The 18,963-nt window shown below is 74.0% G+C and carries 21 protein-coding genes; 11 read left to right on the plus strand and 10 right to left on the minus strand.

Annotated elements, in window-relative coordinates:
• Positions 1-28: 28 nt before the first annotated feature.
• Positions 29-571, plus strand: coding sequence for a TetR/AcrR family transcriptional regulator (locus Q6348_RS02395; RefSeq protein WP_304599735.1), 543 nt, complete (start codon positions 29-31; stop codon positions 569-571).
• A 21-nt stretch (positions 572-592) separates the two neighbouring features.
• Here the strand turns inward: Q6348_RS02395 and Q6348_RS02400 are convergent, their stop codons facing one another.
• Positions 593-2,773, minus strand: coding sequence for a RecQ family ATP-dependent DNA helicase (locus Q6348_RS02400; RefSeq protein WP_304599736.1), 2,181 nt, complete (start codon positions 2,771-2,773; stop codon positions 593-595).
• 361 nt (positions 2,774-3,134) lie between these two features.
• Here Q6348_RS02400 and Q6348_RS02405 point away from each other — a divergent pair, with 361 nt between their 5' ends.
• Positions 3,135-4,739, plus strand: coding sequence for an HNH endonuclease signature motif containing protein (locus Q6348_RS02405; RefSeq protein ID WP_304599737.1), 1,605 nt, complete (start codon positions 3,135-3,137; stop codon positions 4,737-4,739).
• A 115-nt stretch (positions 4,740-4,854) separates the two neighbouring features.
• Here Q6348_RS02405 and Q6348_RS02410 read toward each other — a convergent pair whose 3' ends face one another.
• Positions 4,855-6,660, minus strand: coding sequence for an ABC transporter ATP-binding protein (locus Q6348_RS02410; RefSeq protein WP_304599738.1), 1,806 nt, complete (start codon positions 6,658-6,660; stop codon positions 4,855-4,857).
• 65 nt (positions 6,661-6,725) lie between these two features.
• Here Q6348_RS02410 and Q6348_RS02415 point away from each other — a divergent pair, with 65 nt between their 5' ends.
• The gene (locus Q6348_RS02415) at positions 6,726-7,154 is read left to right on the plus strand and encodes a MarR family winged helix-turn-helix transcriptional regulator (protein WP_304599739.1); all 429 of its coding nucleotides are present in this window, start codon (positions 6,726-6,728) and stop codon (positions 7,152-7,154) included.
• 105 nt (positions 7,155-7,259) lie between these two features.
• On the opposite strand, the gene Q6348_RS02420 is transcribed toward Q6348_RS02415, so the two are convergent.
• Complete coding sequence (locus Q6348_RS02420; protein WP_304599740.1) at positions 7,260-7,550, minus strand: hypothetical protein; 291 nt, start codon at positions 7,548-7,550, stop codon at positions 7,260-7,262.
• A gap of 74 nt (positions 7,551-7,624) precedes the next feature.
• On the opposite strand from Q6348_RS02420, the gene Q6348_RS02425 reads away from it, so the two are divergent.
• Together Q6348_RS02425 and Q6348_RS02430 are read left to right on the plus strand one after the other, a co-directional pair.
• Positions 7,625-9,034 (plus strand): MFS transporter, encoded by a 1,410-nt coding sequence (locus tag Q6348_RS02425; protein WP_304599741.1) that lies wholly within the window; start codon positions 7,625-7,627, stop codon positions 9,032-9,034.
• Between the two features lie 122 nt (positions 9,035-9,156).
• Complete coding sequence (locus Q6348_RS02430; protein ID WP_304599742.1) at positions 9,157-9,636, plus strand: hypothetical protein; 480 nt, start codon at positions 9,157-9,159, stop codon at positions 9,634-9,636.
• Here Q6348_RS02430 and Q6348_RS02435 read toward each other — a convergent pair.
• The gene (locus tag Q6348_RS02435; protein ID WP_304599743.1) at positions 9,633-10,397 is read right to left on the minus strand and encodes a DUF427 domain-containing protein; all 765 of its coding nucleotides are present in this window, start codon (positions 10,395-10,397) and stop codon (positions 9,633-9,635) included. The genes Q6348_RS02430 and Q6348_RS02435 overlap by 4 nt on opposite strands.
• 138 nt (positions 10,398-10,535) lie before the next feature.
• Here Q6348_RS02435 and Q6348_RS02440 point away from each other — a divergent pair, with 138 nt between their 5' ends.
• From Q6348_RS02440 to Q6348_RS02455, 4 genes are all read left to right on the plus strand, one after another.
• A complete protein-coding gene (locus tag Q6348_RS02440; RefSeq protein WP_304599744.1) occupies positions 10,536-10,859 on the plus strand; it encodes a hypothetical protein in 324 nt (107 codons plus the stop codon).
• A 95-nt stretch (positions 10,860-10,954) separates the two neighbouring features.
• Positions 10,955-11,440 (plus strand): hypothetical protein, encoded by a 486-nt coding sequence (locus Q6348_RS02445; protein WP_304599745.1) that lies wholly within the window; start codon positions 10,955-10,957, stop codon positions 11,438-11,440.
• Positions 11,441-11,471: 31 nt separating this feature from the next.
• A complete protein-coding gene (locus Q6348_RS02450; RefSeq protein ID WP_304599746.1) occupies positions 11,472-11,951 on the plus strand; it encodes a hypothetical protein in 480 nt (159 codons plus the stop codon).
• Between the two features lie 135 nt (positions 11,952-12,086).
• Positions 12,087-12,851, plus strand: a complete 765-nt coding sequence (locus Q6348_RS02455) for a glycerophosphodiester phosphodiesterase (RefSeq protein WP_304599747.1) — start codon at positions 12,087-12,089, stop codon at positions 12,849-12,851.
• Here Q6348_RS02455 and Q6348_RS02460 read toward each other — a convergent pair.
• Together Q6348_RS02460 and Q6348_RS02465 are read right to left on the minus strand one after the other, a co-directional pair.
• On the minus strand, positions 12,848-13,291 hold the full coding sequence (locus Q6348_RS02460; protein ID WP_304599748.1) for a helix-hairpin-helix domain-containing protein: 444 nt from the start codon (positions 13,289-13,291) through the stop codon (positions 12,848-12,850). The two genes, Q6348_RS02455 and Q6348_RS02460, sit on opposite strands and share 4 nt — an antisense overlap.
• 49 nt (positions 13,292-13,340) lie before the next feature.
• Positions 13,341-13,874 carry a CGNR zinc finger domain-containing protein gene (locus Q6348_RS02465; protein WP_304599749.1) on the minus strand — a complete coding sequence of 178 codons (534 nt, stop codon included), beginning with the start codon at positions 13,872-13,874 and terminating at the stop codon, positions 13,341-13,343.
• Between the two features lie 38 nt (positions 13,875-13,912).
• Here Q6348_RS02465 and Q6348_RS02470 point away from each other — a divergent pair, with 38 nt between their 5' ends.
• Positions 13,913-14,980 (plus strand): EamA family transporter, encoded by a 1,068-nt coding sequence (locus tag Q6348_RS02470; RefSeq protein ID WP_304599750.1) that lies wholly within the window; start codon positions 13,913-13,915, stop codon positions 14,978-14,980.
• 78 nt (positions 14,981-15,058) lie between these two features.
• On the plus strand, positions 15,059-15,541 hold the full coding sequence (locus Q6348_RS02475; protein WP_304599751.1) for a methylated-DNA--[protein]-cysteine S-methyltransferase: 483 nt from the start codon (positions 15,059-15,061) through the stop codon (positions 15,539-15,541).
• 53 nt (positions 15,542-15,594) lie between these two features.
• Here Q6348_RS02475 and Q6348_RS02480 read toward each other — a convergent pair whose 3' ends face one another.
• The 4 genes from Q6348_RS02480 to Q6348_RS02495 all read right to left on the minus strand — a co-directional run bounded on the left by Q6348_RS02480 (position 15,595) and on the right by Q6348_RS02495 (position 18,822).
• Positions 15,595-16,185, minus strand: coding sequence for a M50 family metallopeptidase (locus tag Q6348_RS02480; protein WP_304599752.1), 591 nt, complete (start codon positions 16,183-16,185; stop codon positions 15,595-15,597).
• Positions 16,182-16,961: an ABC transporter permease subunit gene (locus Q6348_RS02485; protein ID WP_304599753.1), complete on the minus strand. Its 780-nt coding sequence runs from the start codon at positions 16,959-16,961 to the stop codon at positions 16,182-16,184. The genes Q6348_RS02480 and Q6348_RS02485 overlap by 4 nt, the downstream gene beginning before the upstream one ends.
• The gene (locus Q6348_RS02490; RefSeq protein WP_304599754.1) at positions 16,958-17,839 is read right to left on the minus strand and encodes an ABC transporter ATP-binding protein; all 882 of its coding nucleotides are present in this window, start codon (positions 17,837-17,839) and stop codon (positions 16,958-16,960) included. The genes Q6348_RS02485 and Q6348_RS02490 overlap by 4 nt, the downstream gene beginning before the upstream one ends.
• A gap of 113 nt (positions 17,840-17,952) precedes the next feature.
• Positions 17,953-18,822 carry a hypothetical protein gene (locus Q6348_RS02495; RefSeq protein WP_304599755.1) on the minus strand — a complete coding sequence of 290 codons (870 nt, stop codon included), beginning with the start codon at positions 18,820-18,822 and terminating at the stop codon, positions 17,953-17,955.
• Between the last annotated feature and the right edge of the window lie 141 nt (positions 18,823-18,963).

The following is an 18,963-nucleotide window of genomic DNA, read 5'->3' on the forward strand; positions in this document are numbered from 1 at the left end:
ATACGTTGTATACGTCTACCGTGTATACATGGCACCTCGCAAGAACCAGATCCTCAGCACGGCCCTCGAGATCGCGGACGAGTTCGGCCTCGACGCGGTCACCATGCGTGCTGTTGCGAACCGCGTCGGCATCACGCCGATGGCGCTGTACCGCCACGTCGAGGACAAGGAGGCCCTGCTGGACGGGATGCTCGAGCTGGCGATGAGCGAGGTGCCGGCGCCGCCCGCAGACCTCGGCTGGGAGGCGCGCCTCACCGAGCTGGCGGGAGGGGTGCGCGACATGGCGCGGCGTCACCCGGCGGCGATCGGCCTGGCGTTCAGCCGTCCCGGCTACACGCCGGGCGTGCGGCGCCTGGTCGGCGCGATCCACGAGGCATTCGCCGACGCAGGAGTCCCCGAACGGCACCGCGCCCGGCTCGAGCGGATGGTGAGCACGTTCGTCGTCGGGTTCGCCGTGTCGGAGGTGTCCGGTCGCTTCCCGCACGACCAGGCCGAGGGACTCGCCCGCGAGTTCGCTCGGGACCTGCGTGACCTGATGGGCGTCGTACGCGCCGTGGCGACGGAGGACTGAGGCCCGGGCCGGCGCGCCTTCCTACCCCACGGCCAGCGCGAAGGGCAGGACGGCTGAGGCGCCGGCCAGCCGCAGCGCGCGCGCCGCGACCGTCATGGTCCAGCCGGAGTCGACCCTGTCGTCGACGAGGAGCACCGACCGGCCCGGGAGACCGGCGAGCGCACCCTCGCCCAGGGCGAGCCGGAGCCTGCCGTGCACCGTGGCCAGGCGCTGCGCCGAGTTCACGTCGTGGCGGGAGGCACCGGGACCGGGACTCACCACCCCGACGACGGGCACCTGGAGGTGCCGCGCCACCCCGGTCGCCAGGTGCTCGACCAGCGTCGGGCGTGACGCCGAGCGCACCAGCACCACGCCGTCCACGTCCGGACCCCACGCGTCGAGCACGTCGAGCGCCGGCCTGCGCAGCGGCGAGGGAAGCTCGCCGTCACGCGGCACGCCGTCGGGGTCCGGCGCGAACAGCTCGCGCAACGCCCGGCCGAACGCGATCCCGTCCAGCCGCCCGACCGCGCGGCCGGGTTCCGCGCGCTCAGCCTCAGGGATCCGCCCCGACAGCGGCACCTCCAGGGCCGACATCTGGGGAGGCCACTGACGGCGCGATGCGATCTCCACGCCGGGGACCTCGACCTGCGCACGGGCCCGCGCGACGGCCTCGTCATCCGGGAGGACGTCGCGCGAACCCCCGAGGCACACGTCGCACCGGCCGCAGGTCCACGTCGGGTGCTCGCCCAGCGCCGGGTCGTCGAGCGCGGCCCGCAGGAAGGCCATCCGGCACCGGTCGCCGGCCGCGTACTCACGGATGGCGGCCTGCTCGGCCCGGCGGGTCTCGGCGACCCGCGCGTAGCGCTCGGCGTCGTAGGACCACGGCTGCCCGGTGGCCCGCCAGCCGCCGCGGACGCGGGTCACCGCACCGTCCACGTCGAGCACCTTGAGCATCATCTCGAGGCGGCTGCGGCGCAGGTCGATGCGCGGCTCCAGGGCCGCCGTGGACATCGGGGCGTCGGAAGACGCCAGCACGTCGAGGGTCGCGCGCACCGACGCCTCGTCGGGGAAGGCCTGCGAGGCGAACCAGTCCCAGATCGCCGCGTCGTCCCGGCCTGGGAGCAGGACCACGTCGGCGCGGTCCGTGGCACGCCCCGCACGACCCACCTGCTGGTAGTACGCGATCGGCGACGGCGGGGCTCCCAGGTGCACGACGAACCCCAGGTCCGGCTTGTCGAAGCCCATCCCGAGCGCCGACGTCGCGACCAGCGCCTTCACACGATTGGCCACGAGGTCTGCCTCGCACTGCAGGCGCTCGGCAGGCTCGGTCTGACCCGTGTAGGCCCGCACGGCGAGGCCCGCGGCCCGCAGTCGCTCGGCGGTCTGCTCCGCCGCCGCCACGGTCAGGCAGTAGACGATCCCCGAGCCCTCGAACCGGGGCAGGTTCGCCTCCAACCAGGCGAGCTGGGCCGCGTGGTCGCCCAGCTGCCGCACCGCCAGGTGCAGGCTCGTGCGGTCCAGCGTGCCGCGCAGCACCAGGACGTCGCCGGTCGCAGCGTGCCGCGTCCCCGCGAGCTGCTCGGCCACGTCGGCGGTGACCCGTGCGTTCGCGGTGGCCGTGGTCGCGAGCACTGGGGTGCCGGCAGGCAGGTCCTCCAGCAGGGTGCGGATGCGGCGGTAGTCGGGACGGAAGTCGTGCCCCCAGTCGGAGATGCAGTGCGCCTCGTCCACGACGAGCAGGCCTGTGGTGGCGGCGAGGCGCGGAAGCACCTCGTCGCGGAAGCCCGGGTTGGTGAGCCGCTCGGGCGAGACCAGCAGCACGTCGGTCGAACCGTCGGCGACCCGCGCGGCTACGTCGTCCCACTCGGTGACGTTGGCCGAGTTGATGGTCTCGGCGTTGATGCCTGCCCGGCGCGCGGACTCCACCTGGTTGCGCATCAGCGACAGCAGAGGCGACACGATGACGGTCGGTCCCGCGCCCTTGGCCCGGAGCAGCGCGGTGGCGACGAAGTACACCGCCGACTTCCCCCATCCCGTGCGCTGCACCACCAGGGCGCGCCGGCGGCCCACGACGAGAGCCTCGATCGCGCGCCACTGGTCGGGGCGCAGCTCGGCGTCGGCACGGCCGACGAGGGCTCGGAGCACCTCGTCGGCGCGGGCGCGGAGAGCGGGGTCGGGGGCCGGGTCGGGGCCCGGGTCGCGGTCGGGGTTCGGCTGGGTCATCACGGGCAGTCTGCCCCGACGAGCCGACATCCCGCTCACCCGGCCGAGGCGCCGGTGGAAGAAGCGAGGCGCGGGGGGCGGCTTCGGGCGGGGGCGCGGCCGGCGCGGCCGGCGCGGACGCCCCGTCGGTTGTCCACAGATTCCATCCCGGTCGCCCCACCGTCACCTGTCACTCGTACGCTTGTTCGAAGGAGGTGATCTCGTGACGGCAGGGGCGGGCGGCTTGACCTTGGGCGACCGGAGGCTCCCTCCGCGTGCGACCGCGACGGGCGGCTCGGGCGCACCGGGGACCGGCGGCGCGCAAGCGCAGGACGCTCAACGTTCGGGCCGCCCCGACGCGTCCCCCGCGGACCATGGCACCGTGCTCGCCGCACGGATCGCGCGAGTACGGGCGGAAGTCGCCGCGCTCATCGCGCTGGAGCCGGACGTCGACGGCGAGACCGGGCCGAGCCTGCACGCTGAGCTGTGCACCGCAACGGACCAGCTGCGCGGGTTCGCGGCCCGGATCCTGGCGCGGGTGGAGGCGGACGGCCGCTGGTCCGACGGCGGGTCGCGCACCTTCCCCGACTGGGCAGCCCGCACCCGACGCGCGTCCAAGGGTGCGGTGCGCCGGGAGGTGGCACTCGGCCGCGCACTCGACGAGACCCTGCCGCACATGGCGGAGGCCGTAGCCGCAGGAACGGTGACGCTCGAGCACGCCCAGGTCCTCGCGCGCGCCGCCGACTCCTCGCCTGCGCGTCGGGCGGCCCTGCTCTCGGGCGCACCGGGCCGGGACGAGGAGGCCCTCGTAGAACTGGCCACGCGAACGCCGGTAGACGTCTACCGCCGCGCACTCGACCGCTGGGGAACGAGCGTGGACACCACCTCGGCGGAGCGGGAGGAGGACGCCGCATGCGCACGGGAGTACCTGACCGTGGCGCGGCGGCGCGACGGGGTTGCCCTGCAAGGGTTCCTCGCCCTGGAGAACGCCGAGCTGGTCTCCTCCGCCCTGCGCGCCGTCGCCGGCGTCCCCGCCAAGGACGACACCCGCACCCGAGAGCAGCGGCAAGCCGCGGCGCTCGTGGACGCCGCGCACCTCGTCCTCGACCGGGGGCTCGCGGGAGGGGGCAATCAGGTCCGGCCTCACCTGCTCGTTCATGTGCCGCTCGAGACGCTCGAACGCCTCGAAGCGGTCGATGCCGAGGGCGCGGAGGTCGACGGAGCATCCGGCGATCTCACGCCGGAACGCTTCGACAGCACCGAACCCGCCCAGCTGTCCGACGGCACCCCGCTGACCCCCACGACGCTCGCTCGTCTCGCCTGCGACGGCGAGCTCACGCGAATCGTGTTCGGCGCCGACGGCGCCGTCCTCGACGTGGGACGCGCCCAGCGCACCTACAGCGGGCAGCAGCGCCTGGCCGTCATCGCGCGCGACGCTTCGTGCCGCTACCCGGGATGTGGCGCCCCGCCGACGCTGGGTGAGGTTCACCACGTGCTGTCGTGGGCGGATCACGGCCGGACCTCGGTCGCGAACGGAATCCTCCTGTGCTGGTACCACCACAGAGTCGTCCACCAGCAGCGGATTCGGATCCGACGTGTCGGCGGCCGCTGGCGGTTCAGTCGACGCGACGGCACACCGATCACCGAGTCGGGATCGCCGCCGACCGAGCCGAACCCTGAAGGAGCATCCGGGGGTCGGCCTGACGCTCGAGTGCCAGGCAAGCGCGCCACTGATGCGCGCGCCTCCGAGAGCAGCATCCCCGGCACCCGCGCGGACGGCACCCGCGCGGACGGCACCCGCGCGGACGCCAATCGCGCCGCGGGTACCCGCGCGCCCGACCGGTCTCGAACCGGCGGACGGTCGAACGACCCAGCAGGCCCGGAGCCGGCCTCGTGGGGTGGGCCGTCGCGCACCGGTCGTGCCCCATCCCGAGACCGGTCCGCGACGGGGCAGCTCGCGCTGGACCTGGGACAGGCGGGCCCATGACATGCCCCCGCGCACCCGGCACGCGCAGCGGCACCGGGATCCGGCACCGGGCGACCGAGCACCCGGCACGACGCACCCGCCCGCCAGGCCGCCGCGACCGCGGCGTGCCTGCTCGCTACGCCGCCGCGAGTGCGGCGTAGCGGCCGGCGCGCGCCAGGAGGTCCGCGTGCGCCCCGGACTCGACGACGCGGCCGTGGTCGAGAACTGCGATCTGGTGGGCATGCCGCACCGTCGACAGCCGGTGGGCGATCGTGATCGTGGTCCGTCCGCGGGAGAGCTGCTCGAACGCTGCCTGGACGGCGCGCTCCGTCTCGGTGTCCAACGCGGAGGTCGCCTCGTCCAGGACGAGGATCGCCGGATCGCGCAGCAGCGTCCGGGCGATCGCGATGCGCTGGCGCTCTCCCCCCGAGAACCGGTGCCCGCGTGACCCGACCATCGTGTCGTAGCCCTCTGGCAGGCCCGCGATGACGTCGTGGACCCGCGCGGCGCGCGCGGCCGCCTCGATCTCCGCGTCGGTCGCCTCGGGGCGCGCGTAGCGCAGGTTCTCCCGCACCGTGGTGTGCAGCAGGTAGGTCTCCTGGGACACCACGCCGACGGTCCGAGCCAGGTCGGCGAGGGACACGTCGCGCACGTCGATCCCGTCGATCGTCACCCGGCCGGTGCCGACGTCCTGCAAGCGAGCCACCAACGCCGCCAGTGTCGACTTGCCCGAGCCGGTCTCCCCGACCAGAGCCAGGGTGGTCCCGGCTGGGACGTCGAGGGTGACGTCGGCGAGCGCCGGCTCCTCGGATCCGGGGTACGTGAACCCCACGCCCTCGAGGCGCACGTGACCCCGGACGTCCGTGAGCGGGACCGGCTGGGCCGGGTCGGCCACCTCCACCGGCAGGTCGAGGTACTCGAAGATCCGGGCGAAGAGCGCAAGCGACGACGTCAACGTGACCCCGACGGACAGCAGGCCCATCAGCGGGCGGAACAGCCCCGACTGCAGCGCGGTGAAGGCCACGAGCGTCCCGATCGTCATGCCGCCCCGCGTCGCCGGGAGCCCCGCAGCGAGGTAGATGGCGGCCGGGATCGCGGCGAAGATCACACTCATGGTCGCCCAGCGCCACCGGCCCGCCAGCTCGGAGCGCAGCTCGAGGTCGATCAGCCGCGCCGAGGACGCCGTGAACCGCTCGACCAGAGACGGTCCCGAGCCGAGCGTCTTGCTCAGCTGCACTCCGGAGACCGACAGGCCTTCCTCGATCACGACGTTCAGATCAGCCAGCTCGCGTTGCCGGCGTGCCACGATCTCGCGACGCAGGTGCGCCACCTTCCGGGTCAGGTAGATCGCCGGCGGCATCACGAGCAGGGAGATCAGCGAGAGCTTCCAGGACAGCGCGAGCATGGCGACCGCCGTCGCGACCGCGGTCGTGAGGTTCGACGCGATCGACGTCGCGGTGGAGGTGACGACCTCCTGCATGCCGCCGATGTCGTTGGTGATCCGCGACTGGACCTCCCCCGTGCGGGTCCGCGTGAAGAACCCGAGCGACTGGCGCTGGAGATGGGCGAAGACGTCCGTCCGCAGCGTGTGCATCACACGCTGACCGACGCCCGTGCTGATCCAGGTCTGCACCACACCGAGCACACTGGTCAGGGCGGCCACCGCCACCATCGCCAGCACCAGGCGGACGAGCAGCCCGACGTCCTGGCGTGGCAGGGCCCGGTCGATCACCGAACGCAGCAGGAAGGGCTGGGCCATCGACACCACCGACGACACGACGATGATCGCCGTCACGGCGGCCAGCGAGACGCGATGGCCCACGAACAGCCGCGCGATGCGCCGCAGGGACACGCGCTGAGCCTCCTCGCGTTCCTGCGCGGTGACTGGCCGCGGTACTCCGTACCGGCCGCCGCGCGGGGGCCCCCCGGACCGACTCGACATCCCGGCTCCTTTCCTGAGGTTTCCTCACTATGAGGCACCAACAGGACCCTGGCTAGTCTTGTTCCATGCGGGACGACCCTCTGGACGCCGACGAGACGCTGGTCGAAGCGTTCTGGTCCGTGGCCCACCTGCTCCGCAAGGCCTCGCACACCGCGCTGGCGCCCCTGGGCCTGACGCCCGGGCACGCTCGGGCGCTCGGCACGCTCGCTCGCCACGGCCGGATGCGGCTCAACGCGCTGTCGGAGCACCTGCGGATCGCCGCCCGCTCGACGACGGAGGTCGTGGACGCCCTCGAGGCGGACGGGCTAGTGATCCGCGAGCCGGACCCCACCGATCGCCGGGCAACCCTTGTCACCCTCACGCCTGAGGGCGTCGAGGTGGCCCACGAGCTGAAGCGAGCACGCGCCGTCGAGGCCGAGTCCCTCTTCGGCCGCCTGAGCTCGGACCAGCGCGCGGAGCTGCGGCAGCTCCTGGACGTCCTGAGGGCGCCCTAGCCCGGTAGCTCCGGCACCACGGACGTCAGCGCACGACCCGCCGCACGAGCACCGGCGCACGTCGTGCTGGGGTGCGCGGCGACGCACGCCGTACCGGAGCGCGTGTCAGCGCAACGGGTACCAGCGCGATCCCCAGCGCCGGGTCACCCTGCTGACCTCCACGTCGACAAGCTCGTCGACCCTCTCGACGATCGCGCGCCCGAAGCCGGCGGCGGTCAGGTCGTCGGGCGCCTCGTAACGCACCGTCAACCGAGGCCGACCCGCCGCGATCTCGATCTGGCCGTGCTCGACCGCCGTGAGGTCGCGCCCCGCCTCGATCGCGGTCGGCAGCACGGCGGCGGGGTCCGCGCCCGCCCGCATCAGCCCGACGACGATCCGGACGCGGTAGGAGGGCATACGTCACCGTAGCCACCGGGACCAGCACGCCCGGTTTGGCGTCGCGGCACCTCAGGCTCCAGGCTGAGCGCACCATGACGTTCGCCACCCGTGCCGAGGTGGGCTTCCGCTCCGAGCGAGGCCCCGTGCTCATCGCACTGATGACCACGACCGGCCTGGTCGCCATCGACGCGACGATCCTTGCGACCGCAGTGCCGACCATCGTCTCGGAGCTGGGCGGGTTCACCAGCTTCCCGTGGCTGTTCTCCATCTACCTGCTCACCCAGGCCGTGTCGGTCCCGATGTACGCCAAGGTCGCCGACACGATCGGCCGCAAGCCCGTGATCCTGCTCGGGATCGGGCTGTTCCTGCTGGGCTCGGTGCTGTGCGGCGTCGCCTGGTCGATGCCGGCCCTCATCGCGTTCCGCGCCCTGCAGGGCCTGGGCGCGGGCGCGGTCCAGCCGATGTCGGTCACCATCGTCGGCGACATCTACACCCTGGCCGAACGAGCCCGCGTGCAGGGCTACATCGCGAGCGTCTGGGGTGTCGCCTCCGTGGTCGGGCCGACCCTCGGCGGCGTGTTCAGCCAGTTCCTGAGCTGGCGCTGGATCTTCTTCGTCAACCTGCCGCTCGGCCTGGTCGCGGCGTGGCTCCTGGTCCGCCGGTACCACGAGTCCGTCGAGCACCGCGAACACCGGATCGACTGGCTCGGCGGCGCGATCCTCACCGTTGGACTGAGCCTGGTCATCCTCGCGACCCTGGAGGGTGGCAACGCCTGGGCCTGGGACGCGTGGCAGAGCGTGGGGGCCTACGGGCTGGGCGGGTCACTGCTCGTCGTGTTCGCCGCCGTCGAGCGCCGTGCTGCCGAACCCGTGCTGCCGATGTGGGTGTTCTCGCGTCGCCTCCTGGCCACCACCGCGACGATCGCGGTGGGCGTGGGCGCGATGCTGCTGGGCGTCACGACCTACGTGCCCACGTTCCTCGAGGCGCTGCTCGGCGTCACGCCGTTGACCTCGGGACTCACCCTGGCGATGCTCACCATCGGTTGGCCGATCTCCGCGTCCCAAGCCGGCCGGGTGTACCTGCGCATCGGCTTCCGGAGCACCGCGATGATCGGCGTGGGCGTCGTGATCGTCGGCACCGTCGGTCTCGCCGTGGTCTCCGCGACGCCATCAGTGCTGCTCACCGGGTTGAGCTGCTTCGCGATCGGTGCGGGGCTCGGGTTCGTCGCCGCGCCGTCGCTCATCGCCGCGCAGTCCAGCGTGCAGTGGGGCGAGCGGGCCGTCGTCACCGGGACCAACATGTTCTCCCGGTCGATGGGCAGCGCGGTGGGCGTCGCCGTCCTGGGCGCGCTCGTCAACGGCGTGATGCGCGACCAGTCGGCGGCGGCGGACCCGGCCCTGTTCGGCACCGCGGCCACGCGAGCGTTCTGGACCATCGCCGGCGTGGCTGTGCTCACCGCGGTGGCGGTCCTGGCGATGCCTCGGGACCGACCGGCGGCGTGAGCGGCCGGCGCCGGGCGGCCACCCGCGCCGCGCGCCTCCGGCACCGAGGCGGGCCGGACGACCCTCGGACCGCCGCCGCCCGTGCGCAAGAATCGGGTACCCGCGCGTCCAGGAGCGACCACATGAGCTACCCCGCACCACCCGGCCAGGTGTACCCGCCGCCCCCGCTGGTGCCGCAGAGCTCCGACGGTGTGCGGGTGCTGCGATGGGTGCTCGCGGCGCTGCTCGCGATCGGCTGGGTGGCGGACGGCCTGCACACCCCCGCTCAGCTGCTGCCGGGCGTGACCCTGCACTGGTCCGGGGTGGCTTCGCTCGCGACGCTGATCCTCCTCATCGTCGGACCGCAGCCGCGGTGGGCCACCAAGTGGGCGTGGTTCTGGCTGCTCGGCGTCGGGCCGATGTCGGTCGTGTTCCTGCTGGCCGAACCCGTCCCCGTGTGGCAGACCAGCCCGGCCTACGCCCGGCCGCAGCGGCTCACCGGCGGTTGGGCATTCCTGCTCGCCATCGTCGGTGGCCTGCTGCTGAATGCCCTGGCCTCGCTGGTGGTCACCCCCTGGCTGGACCTCGTCCGCGCCGGGTACGCCGGCTGGTGGCTCCCTTAGCTCTCGACCGTGACCTTCGAGTCGTCGAAGCACAGGAAGCCGGGGACCTCCGAGGCGTCACGCAGCGGCTCGTCGTAGCTCCAGGCCACGTCGGCGACCCCACCCAGCTCCGGCGGGAGCGAGTGATAGGTGGCCCAACCCTTGTAGGCGCAGACCGTGCGCGAGTCGCTGGGGACCAGGTGCTCCGTCGCAACGTCCTCACGTGGCAGGTACCAGCGCAGCGGGAGACTGGTCTCGAGCAGGGCCACCGGGCGCCGCGAGTCCGCCAGCACCGTGTCGCCCACGCGCACCACGACGTGCCGGTCACTGCGCACCGTGTCGATCCGGTGGAACGGGTCGTGCGGATGCCCGGTCACGGACTGGTCCTCCTCCGTCCAGTCGAACGGCGCCCAGTCGACCACCACCCGCCCACCCAGGTCCGGGTCGTCCGGGCGGAACGCCGCATCGAACGTCTCCCCGTCGACCCGCACCGCGAGGGCCTGCCCCGGGCTCAGGTGCCACCCGAACGGGTGGGACGGGAGCAGGACCGGCGGGAGGTCGACCGGTGGCGGGGGCAGCACGGTCGGGACGAGCGGAACCAGCATGTCGGACTCCGGCACTGCGTACTGCGCCACGACGCGCCGTGGTTCCCACACCACCAGCACGTCGGTGCTGTCCAGCACCGGGGTCCCGCCGCGGGCAGCTCGTACCCGACGCGGCGTGGGGACGACGCGGAGCTGGTCACGGACCGAAGCGAGGTGCGCACCGAGGTCGACAGCCATGCCTCGATCGTGCGACGCCCCCGAGCCGGACGCGAGCCGGTGCAGGACCTCGATCGTCTGCGCCCTCCCGTTCCGGTGCCCGGTGCGGCATCCTGAGAACAGGCGGCGCACCGACGCGCGGCCGGGACAGGAGGCGCTGTGGAACCCTCACCCGCGCCGCCCCGCGTCCCGCCGACGCTGACCGTCGAGATCCAGCCCGTCGTCGTGAGCGTCGCCGGGCACACCATCCGCGGTGAGTTCACCCCCGCCACACGCGAGCTGCGCATCGTGACCCGCCCGTGGTCCGGCACGACGTTCGCCTCGCCGGCCGCGGCCGCGCATGCCGTGGTGCGGTACTTCGCCGTGGGCCGCCCGGTGCGGACGCTGGACCGCCCCGTGTGGCGGCTTGCCGGCTCCGGTGCAGTGCTGCGCGCCACCGCGACCCACCGCCTGCACACGGCGGCGCACCGCACGGCGTGCTGACTCGCACCGCACGGCGTGCTGACTCACCCGCCCGCTGACTCCATACCCGCCACGTGCGAGTGGCCGTGGCGCCCGCGGCGCGCCACGCTGAGTCCATGACCGACCCCCACGTGCTCGACCCGAGCTGCCTGCCCACCCCGTTCACCGCGCAGGAGATCCGGGCGAACTCTCCGGCCGGCCGCACGGTGCGCACCCTCGTCGAGACGCCGGACGACCCGCCTGTGCACGAGGTGTCCCGGTTCGTCGAGGTCGACGCGCACGGGGCGCACCTGGAGAACTGGACGGAGAAGGCCGACGGCACCCGCACCCCGGCCGAGCGGTACTACGCCACCTGGCGCACCCTGCAGGAGCATGCCTTGTTCCCCACGGACGCGACCCGGGTCGAGCGCGTCATGCTGGCCACCCAGCTCGGCGAGCTGCTGTGCACCCGCTACACGGTCACCCGTGACGACGGCCGGGTGTCCCGGTTCTGGTTCGACACCGGCCGGCCCGGCATGCCCGTCGCGCACGACCACACGGACGCCTCCGGGCGGACCGCGCTGGCGGTGTCCATGGTGAGCGACGAGGTGGTCGTGGGCTGAGTCCTGGCCAGGAATCCGCCACACTGGTGCCGTGGCTCAGCACTGGTACGCATTCAGCGCCACGGACGACGGCGTCGCCCTCCTCGTCGACGCCGTGCTGCGAGCGACCCGTCCCCACGCGTTGCTCGCCGAGGCGCGGGCCAAGGACGGCCTGGACCCGGCCGCCCCGGCCGACGTCGTCGAGGCCTGGACCGCGCTGACCCGCCGGCGGCACCGAGGCTTCGAGGCGGTGGGCAGCTGGCTGCGTCGGCTGGCACACCTGGAGGTCCCGGTCCGGGTCGCGCACGGTGACCTCGAGGGCTGGGAGCAGCTGGCCGCGTGCGCGCCGTGGGTGGACACCGTCGATGTGCTCAAGCCCGGGCAGCTCCCGATCGCGCGCATCCACGACGGCGGCCGCACCGCGGTGCTCACGCTGCCGGACGCAGAGGGTCAGCAGCTCGCGGTCGAGGTCGCGCAGGCGGCCTCCGTGGAGCAGCTGCCGGAACCGCGACCCTGGTACAGGTGGAACTGACCCGTCGGGTGTGAACCACCACCGCTGAGGCCGTGAATCTCCTGCGAACACTCGGCCAACGTCGCGCGCATGAAGTCCCCCGACGGTCGGTCGCCGCTTAGCGTGATGGCGAGTGCCGACGGAAGGGGACCGACGATGTCCAGCACGTTCCGCCAGCGGGTCGTGGGCCGCCGCGGTGCGGCCGCCCTGGCTCCCGAGAACACGCTCGCGGCCTTCGAGGCGGGCTACCGCGCCGGCGCCGACGTCCTGCACGTCGACCTGCGCCTCACCGCCGACTGGCACGTGGTCGCCATGCACGACGAGACCGTGGACGCGACCACGGACGGGGACGGCAGGGTCGGCGACCTGGACCTCGCCTCCCTCCGGGGCCTCGACGCCGGGTCGTGGTTCGACCCGAGGTTCGCCGGCGAGCGCGTGCCCACCTGGGACGAAGTGCTGGAGCTCGCCGTCGTCCGCGACGTCGACGTGCTCGCCCACCTCCACGGGAGCTGGTCCGGCCTGGAAGCGGCGCTGGTCACGGACGCCGTCCTGGACGCCGGGTTCGGTGCCAGGACGACCGCCGCGAGCTCCGACCCGGGCACCCTCGACGCGGTCGCCGCCGCCGAGCCCGGCGTGCGCCGCTCGCTCGTGCTGCACCGCAGCGACCCGGACCTGGTGGCACGGTGCGTGGACCTCGCGCTGGACACCTGCAGCCCGCACGGCCGGTTGCTGATCCAGCAACCGGGCCTGGTGGCACGGTTGCACGACGCGGGAGTCGGCGTGCTGGGCTGGGCACTGGACGACCCGGCCCTGTGGCGACGGGCCGTCGACCTCGACGTGGACGCGATCGTCACGGACGACCCGGAGCGACTTCGGGCCTGGCTTCGACCCGAGGTCCCGGCGCAGCGGCGCGCGGCCTAGCTGTCGGCCAGCGCGCGGGCCTGCTCGGCCCAGGTGCCCAGCGTCCCGGACGCCCGGACATTGGCGGTCCGCAACGCGGCGCGCAGGTCCTCCTCGGTCGCGACTGCGACCGCGGCGTAGGTCTCGAACCCCGCGGCGACCAGAGCAGCAGCGATCTTCGGGCCGACTCCCTCGATGCGGGTGAGGTCGTCGGCCGCCCGCACCGCCTCCGGGGTGGTCGGGACCGGCGCCGGGGTCCGTGCGACGTCCGGCTCGGGCTCGGCGTCACGCACCGGAGCCGGGCCGGGCGCCGGGCTCGGGACGGGCTTCGGCTCCCACGACCCGCCGGCCTCCGTCCACGTGTCGTCGTCCCGGAGCAGGCGTAGCACCCAGACCACCCCGCCTCCGAGGAGCAGGAGCAGCAGGACCCACCAGCCGGTACGACGCTTGTGATCACGCATGCGCCAATCCAACCACCGGCGTCCACCACGCGTGGGGTGGACCCGGCGGCTACGACCGCTGCCGCGCGCGGTAGGCGGCCACCGCGTTGCGGTTCCCGCACGCCGCGGAGCAGTACCGACGCGACCGGTTGCGGGACAGATCCAGGACGACCCCCGCACAGGTGTCGTCGGCGCACACGCCGAGGCGCGACGTCTCCCCGGTGCGGATCACGTCCACCATCGCCATGGCGGTCTCGACCACGATGCGGCGCGCCAGGGCGGCGTCGGGCGCGATGGCGTGGATGTGCCAGTCGTGCCGACCGTGCCGGACCAGCTGGGGCACCGCGCGCTCGTCGGCGAGCATCGTGTTGACGAGCTGCGCGGCGGGGTCACGCTCGGCGAGCAGGAGCTCGCGCACGGCGGGTCGCAGCGCCCGGACCTCCGCGAGCTCAGCGGCGGTGCCGTCCCGCCGCCCGGTGTACTCCCAGGTGTCCAGGAAGCCGGTCAGCTCGTCGACCGTCGTGAGGGTGTCCGGCTCGAGCGCGCTGTTCGCCAGCGCGACGGCCGCCTGGAGGGCTACGACGGTGTCATGAGCGAAGACCACGTTGACAGGTTACAGCGGGACCCCTAGCGTCATCGGCCATGACGGAGATGGCTCATGACGCTGTCGTGAGCCCGCGCCCCCGGCTCGCGTCGGGCCTCGCGCTCGCGCTGATCTCGGCCGTCTCGTTCGGGACGTCGGGCACCCTCGCGCGCGGGTTGCTGGACACCGGCTGGAGCCCAGGAGCGGCGACCCTGCTCCGGGTGGCGCTGGCGGCTCTCGTGGTCGCGCCGCTCGGGGCGGTCGCGCTGCGCGGGCGCTGGGGGGTGCTGCGCCGCAACCTCGGCGTCGTGATGCTCTACGGAGTGCTCGCGGTGGGCGCGGCGCAGTTCTGCTACTTCTCCGCGGTGCAGTACATGAAGGTCGGCCCGGCGCTGCTGATCGAGTACACCTCTCCCGCCGTCGTCGTGCTGTGGATGTGGCTCCGGCACCGGCAGCGACCCGGGGTGCTGACGTTGACCGGCGCAGCGCTGGCCGGGCTCGGCCTGGTCCTCGTGCTGGACCTGGTGGGCGGCCTGGGCGTGAGCCCGGCGGGCGTCGGGTGGGCGCTGGGTGCGATGGTCGGCAACGCGACCTACTTCGTGGTGTCCGCCGACGACCGCGTCGACCTGCCGCCCCTGACGCTGGCCGGCGGCGGTCTGGTGGTCGGCGCGGTGGTCCTCGGGCTCTTGGGCGCCGTCGGGCTGCTGCCGATGTCGCTCTCCGCAGCCGACGCGGTCTATTCGGGGCACGCCGTTCCGGTCTGGGTCCCGGTCCTCGGGCTAGGGCTGGTCTCCGCGGCGGCCGCCTACACCACCGGGATCGCGGCGGCCAGGCGGCTGGGCTCGCGGCTCGCGGCGTTCGTGGCGCTGACGGAGGTGCTCGCCGCGATCGTCGCGGCGTGGCTCGTGCTCGGCGAGGTGCCGATGGCCGTGCAGCTGGGCGGTGGGGTGCTCGTGGTGGCCGGCGTCGTCGTCGTGCGCCTGGGCGAGGCGTGGCGGACGGGCGGCACGCCGCGACCGAGCGAGAGACGTCGGGGCTCCGGGAGCGCGCGCCGGCCGGCGAGCGCGGCGGGTGCCACTGCGGCGCAGCGGAAGCAGGCCACGGCGCGCGGGCGGCCGATCGCCTGATCGACGCACCGACGCACCGACGCACCGAGATCGCCCTGCACGAAGGTCGACGCGCTCGCGTGTGGTGCACTGAGCACCGTGACAGGCGTGCGCTGGCGGGTGCTGCCCAGCCCGGTGGGGCCGCTGCTCCTGGGCGCGCAGGGGCCACACCTGCGCCGGATCGCCTTCACCGACGAGGAGCCGACGGGGCTGGCCGGCCCGGACGCCGGCTCGCTCGAGGAGGCGGTGCTCGCCGAGACCGCGCACCAGCTCGGCGAGTACTTCGCCGGCGAGCGCGAGCGGTTCGAGCTCCCCCTCGCACCGCGGGGCACTGACGTGCAACGCCGGGTGTGGTGGGCGCTGGCCGACCTCGGCTACGGCACGACGGTCTCCTACGGCACGCTCGCCGCCCGCGTGGGCGGGTCGCCGCGCAGCGTCGGGGCAGCCCTCGGCGCGAACCCCATCGTGATCGTCCTGCCGTGCCACCGGGTCGTCGGCGCGGACGGTGGTCTGGTGGGTTTCGGAGGGGGCGTGGCACGCAAGGAGACACTCCTCGCGCTGGAGGGTTCGGCGCTGCTGTGACATGCGCCGCAGGGGCGACCCTGCGCCGTGAGCGTCGCCCGACCACGAGGGCATCACGGCCGACCGAACGCCCACCAGGCGGCCAGGAGCCCGCAACCCAGCGCGACCGCCCAGAACAGGCCACGCCACAGCAGCGCGGGGACATGGGTCCGGCGCGCCAGCTGATCGGCATCGGAGAGCCGCGCACCCTCCCCGACCGCGCGGAGCGCACCCACCAGCAGCGTCCAGGTGAGCAGCCACGCGACCGGCTCCGGCTCGAGCGTCGTCGCGGCGAGCAGCGCAGCCCCGAGCAGCAGGATGGTCAGGAACCCGTACAGGTTGCGCATCAGCGGGAGCAGCAGCGCCACGGCCACGAGGAGGACGGCGGGGACGGCCCCGGGCTTGCCGTGCGTCGTCAGCCAGGCGCACCCGAGGCCCGCGAGCGCCGGGGCCGGGTAACCCGCCGCGAGCAGCAGGGCTCCGCCACCGCGCGACCGGGTCAGGCCCGAGGTGTCGGCGTGGATGCGGACCCGGGCAGGATGCCCGCTCAGCACCGCCACGAGCGCGTGGCCACCCTCGTGCAGGGCGGTGATCAGGTGCCGGACCGGTCGCCACGCGATGGCGATCACCACCACGGCCGCTGCCAGCGTGACGAACGGCGTCACGTGGCCGTGTCGCGTCGCAGGAAGCCCCAGAAGCCCGTCGCGACCGCGACGCCCGTCAGCGTGACGAGGAGCCCCATGCGGGACACGTCCAGCCCGTTGACCACCGGCCGGTGCCCGGCGTACCACCAGTACGGCGAGATCGAGGCCAGCCAGTCCAGGTCGGCCAGCGGCCCGGCCCACGAGGCGAAGTAGGCCAGCACCGCCAGACCCGCGCCCGTCGCGAGCGCGATGCCACGACGCCCGGTCAGCGCGCCGACCGCGTAGCTCACCGCCCCGATCGTCACCCCGAACAGCCACAGCGCCAGGCAGGCCCCCGCGAGGTGGCCGATCGGGATCTCCATCGCGAGAACCGCGTCGAGCACCGCCAGCACGACGAGCGTGGCGAGGACCGGTACCGCCACCGCGGCCAGCAGCACGACGAGCCGCTCCAGGTAGACACGGGTCCGGCTCACCGGCGCCGCGAGCTCGAGCTCGAGCAACCCGGCCTCCTCCTCGCCGGCGATCAGGCGTGCGCCGGCGCCCACCGCGCACGCCACCAGGACCGCCATGCCCACCAGGCCGAAGACCGTCATGTGCAGATACCCGGCGCCCGAGCTCAGCGCGTCCCAGCCCAGCGCGTTCACCACCGCCTCGGGGAACGAGGCCAGCATCGCGTCGGTATCCATGGTCTGCATCATCGGGAAGAACAGCGCGTACAGCGCGGCCACGCCGGCGACGGCCACGCTCCACCACCCGATCCCGCGCCGGCGCGCGCGCAGCACGCCCTGGACGATCATGCGGCGCCCTCCCGGTACAGGTCGAGGAAGATGTCCTCGAGCTCGCGGTCCTCGGCGCGGATCCGCGTGACGTGCCGCGGCGCCACGGCACGCAGCAGCGCGTCCGGCTCGCCGTGCAGCAGCAGTCGCACCGTGGCCCCGTCCACGTGGACGTCGCTCACCCCGGGCAGGTCGACGAGCGCAGCGTCCACCGGTGCGGCGAAGGTGAGCTCGACCTCCTGCCCGGCCCTCGCCCGCAGGCCCGCGATGTCGTCGACGTCGACCACGCGTCCGCTCCGCACGATCGCCACCCGGCGGGTCAGCTGCTCGACCTCGGCGAGCACGTGCGAGGACAGGAAGACCGTCGCGCCGTCCCCGGCGACCTCGGCGACCAGGGTCCGGAACTCCTGCTGGAGCAGCGGGTCGAGACCCGAGGTCGGCTCGTCCAGCACGTACAGCTCCGGTGCGTGCATGAAGGCCTGGACCAGGGCGATCTTCTGCTTGTTGCCGCGGGACAGCGTGCGGATGGGGCGCCGCAGCTCGACGCCGAACCGTCGGACCAGGTCGTCCAGCCGCGGCGCACCGCCACGCAGGGACGCGAGGTACCCCAGGTACTCCGCGCCCGTCAGCGTCGGCGGGAGGGCGGGCTCGCCGGGCAGGTACCCGATCCTCGACCGCAGCTGCGGACCGGCCGTGCGCGGGTCCTGACCCAGGACCTCGACCGTCCCCGCGGTGCGGCGGATGAGGTCCAGCAGGATGCGGATCGTGGTGGTCTTGCCCGCACCGTTCGGACCGAGGAAGCCCAGCACCTCGCCTGACGCGACGTCGAGGTCCAGGCCGCGCAGGGCGTGCACGGAGCCGTAGTCCTTGACGAGCCCCGACGTTCGGATGGCGGACATGTCTTCGTCCTATCACCCGCGCGGGCACGCCGGGGTGCGATCGGCGGGCCTGGCCCGACACCGGCGAGGAGCCGGCCGGCCCGGGACGGGGATCAGCCGGCCCGGGACGGGGATCAGCCGGACACCAGGAGGAAGATCACGCCCAGCGCGGTGCCCAGAACGCCCCCCACCAGGGCGGTGAGTGGCCGGCCGAGGCCGAAGCCCTCCCGTCGGGCCTGCAGGTAGGACCATCCCCCGAGGAACAGCGCGACCGGCCCGAGCACCCACACGAGGACAGCAGCGATCCCGATCCAGGCGCCGTAGGCCGCCTGCCACCGGCCGGGGGGCCGGCTCAGCACGTCGACGGGGTGTGGGGGAGCCGTCCGCGCGCCCTCGGGCGCGGGTCGGGTGGCGGGACGCGCGGTGGCAGGTGGGGTCGGGAGCGGGGCGGAGGCAGCGGGCTGCCAGCCCACCGCGGGGACGACCACGGCTGAGGCGACCGTCGCGGCGCGGGGGCCGGGCACGACGGCGCGAGGGTCGGGAAGCGCGGCGTGGGAGCCGGGCGCGACGGCGCCTGGAACCGCGGCGCGAGGGCCGGGCACGACGGCACGAGGGCCTGGAACCGCGGCATGGTCAGGCCTCGCGGGTTGCGTGAGCTCGGCCTCGATCTCCTCGATCGGTCGCAGGGCGGGAAGCACGGGAGCGTCCATGAGGGTCCCCGGCATACCGAAGCCGTCGGTGACGGCGGCAGGCTCGACCACCCGGACGTCGGAGGGGGCGGCGGTCTCGACGTGGACGTCGTGCTGCCTCAGCTGCCTCCTGCTCGGCGCCGCCGCGGTCGGGGGCTGCGGCCCGGCCGAATCTGCCGCGGGGGCGGTCGAAGCCGGACCGGGGTCTCCCGATCCCGGGCTGGCGTCCGTCGCGGCGCGTCGCCGCTCGAGCTCGCGCAGCTCACGGCGGGTGAGGGGGCGGTCGGCCGGGGACCGGGCGGCGGTCTCGGTCATCGGGTCCTCCCGCCCCGCCGCGCCGCACGGGGCGCGCGGCGCTTCCGCGCGGCGCTGCTGCGGTGGGTCATGGGTGGCTCCGTGCTCGGGACTGCTGCGTCTATCGGCAGGTCGCCGGCGGTTCCTGATGCCCCGACCAGG

Source organism: Actinotalea lenta, assembly GCF_030586465.1.
GTDB lineage: Bacteria > Actinomycetota > Actinomycetes > Actinomycetales > Cellulomonadaceae > Actinotalea > Actinotalea lenta.

What these genes read in the sequence shown, in the direction of transcription:
- Q6348_RS02495 (WP_304599755.1), bottom strand. Translation starts at nt 18,822, where the DNA reads ATGACCGAGACCGCCGCCCGGTCCCCGGCCGACCGCCCCCTCACCCGC.
- Q6348_RS02470 (WP_304599750.1), top strand. Translation starts at nt 13,913, where the DNA reads ATGACGGAGATGGCTCATGACGCTGTCGTGAGCCCGCGCCCCCGGCTC.
- Q6348_RS02420 (WP_304599740.1), bottom strand. Translation starts at nt 7,550, where the DNA reads ATGCCCTCCTACCGCGTCCGGATCGTCGTCGGGCTGATGCGGGCGGGC.
- Q6348_RS02455 (WP_304599747.1), top strand. Translation starts at nt 12,087, where the DNA reads ATGTCCAGCACGTTCCGCCAGCGGGTCGTGGGCCGCCGCGGTGCGGCC.
- Q6348_RS02485 (WP_304599753.1), bottom strand. Translation starts at nt 16,961, where the DNA reads ATGATCGTCCAGGGCGTGCTGCGCGCGCGCCGGCGCGGGATCGGGTGG.
- Q6348_RS02445 (WP_304599745.1), top strand. Translation starts at nt 10,955, where the DNA reads ATGACCGACCCCCACGTGCTCGACCCGAGCTGCCTGCCCACCCCGTTC.
- Q6348_RS02425 (WP_304599741.1), top strand. Translation starts at nt 7,625, where the DNA reads ATGACGTTCGCCACCCGTGCCGAGGTGGGCTTCCGCTCCGAGCGAGGC.
- Q6348_RS02460 (WP_304599748.1), bottom strand. Translation starts at nt 13,291, where the DNA reads ATGCGTGATCACAAGCGTCGTACCGGCTGGTGGGTCCTGCTGCTCCTG.
- Q6348_RS02395 (WP_304599735.1), top strand. Translation starts at nt 29, where the DNA reads ATGGCACCTCGCAAGAACCAGATCCTCAGCACGGCCCTCGAGATCGCG.
- Q6348_RS02415 (WP_304599739.1), top strand. Translation starts at nt 6,726, where the DNA reads ATGCGGGACGACCCTCTGGACGCCGACGAGACGCTGGTCGAAGCGTTC.
- Q6348_RS02490 (WP_304599754.1), bottom strand. Translation starts at nt 17,839, where the DNA reads ATGTCCGCCATCCGAACGTCGGGGCTCGTCAAGGACTACGGCTCCGTG.
- Q6348_RS02410 (WP_304599738.1), bottom strand. Translation starts at nt 6,660, where the DNA reads ATGTCGAGTCGGTCCGGGGGGCCCCCGCGCGGCGGCCGGTACGGAGTA.
- Q6348_RS02430 (WP_304599742.1), top strand. Translation starts at nt 9,157, where the DNA reads ATGAGCTACCCCGCACCACCCGGCCAGGTGTACCCGCCGCCCCCGCTG.
- Q6348_RS02400 (WP_304599736.1), bottom strand. Translation starts at nt 2,773, where the DNA reads ATGACCCAGCCGAACCCCGACCGCGACCCGGGCCCCGACCCGGCCCCC.
- Q6348_RS02435 (WP_304599743.1), bottom strand. Translation starts at nt 10,397, where the DNA reads ATGGCTGTCGACCTCGGTGCGCACCTCGCTTCGGTCCGTGACCAGCTC.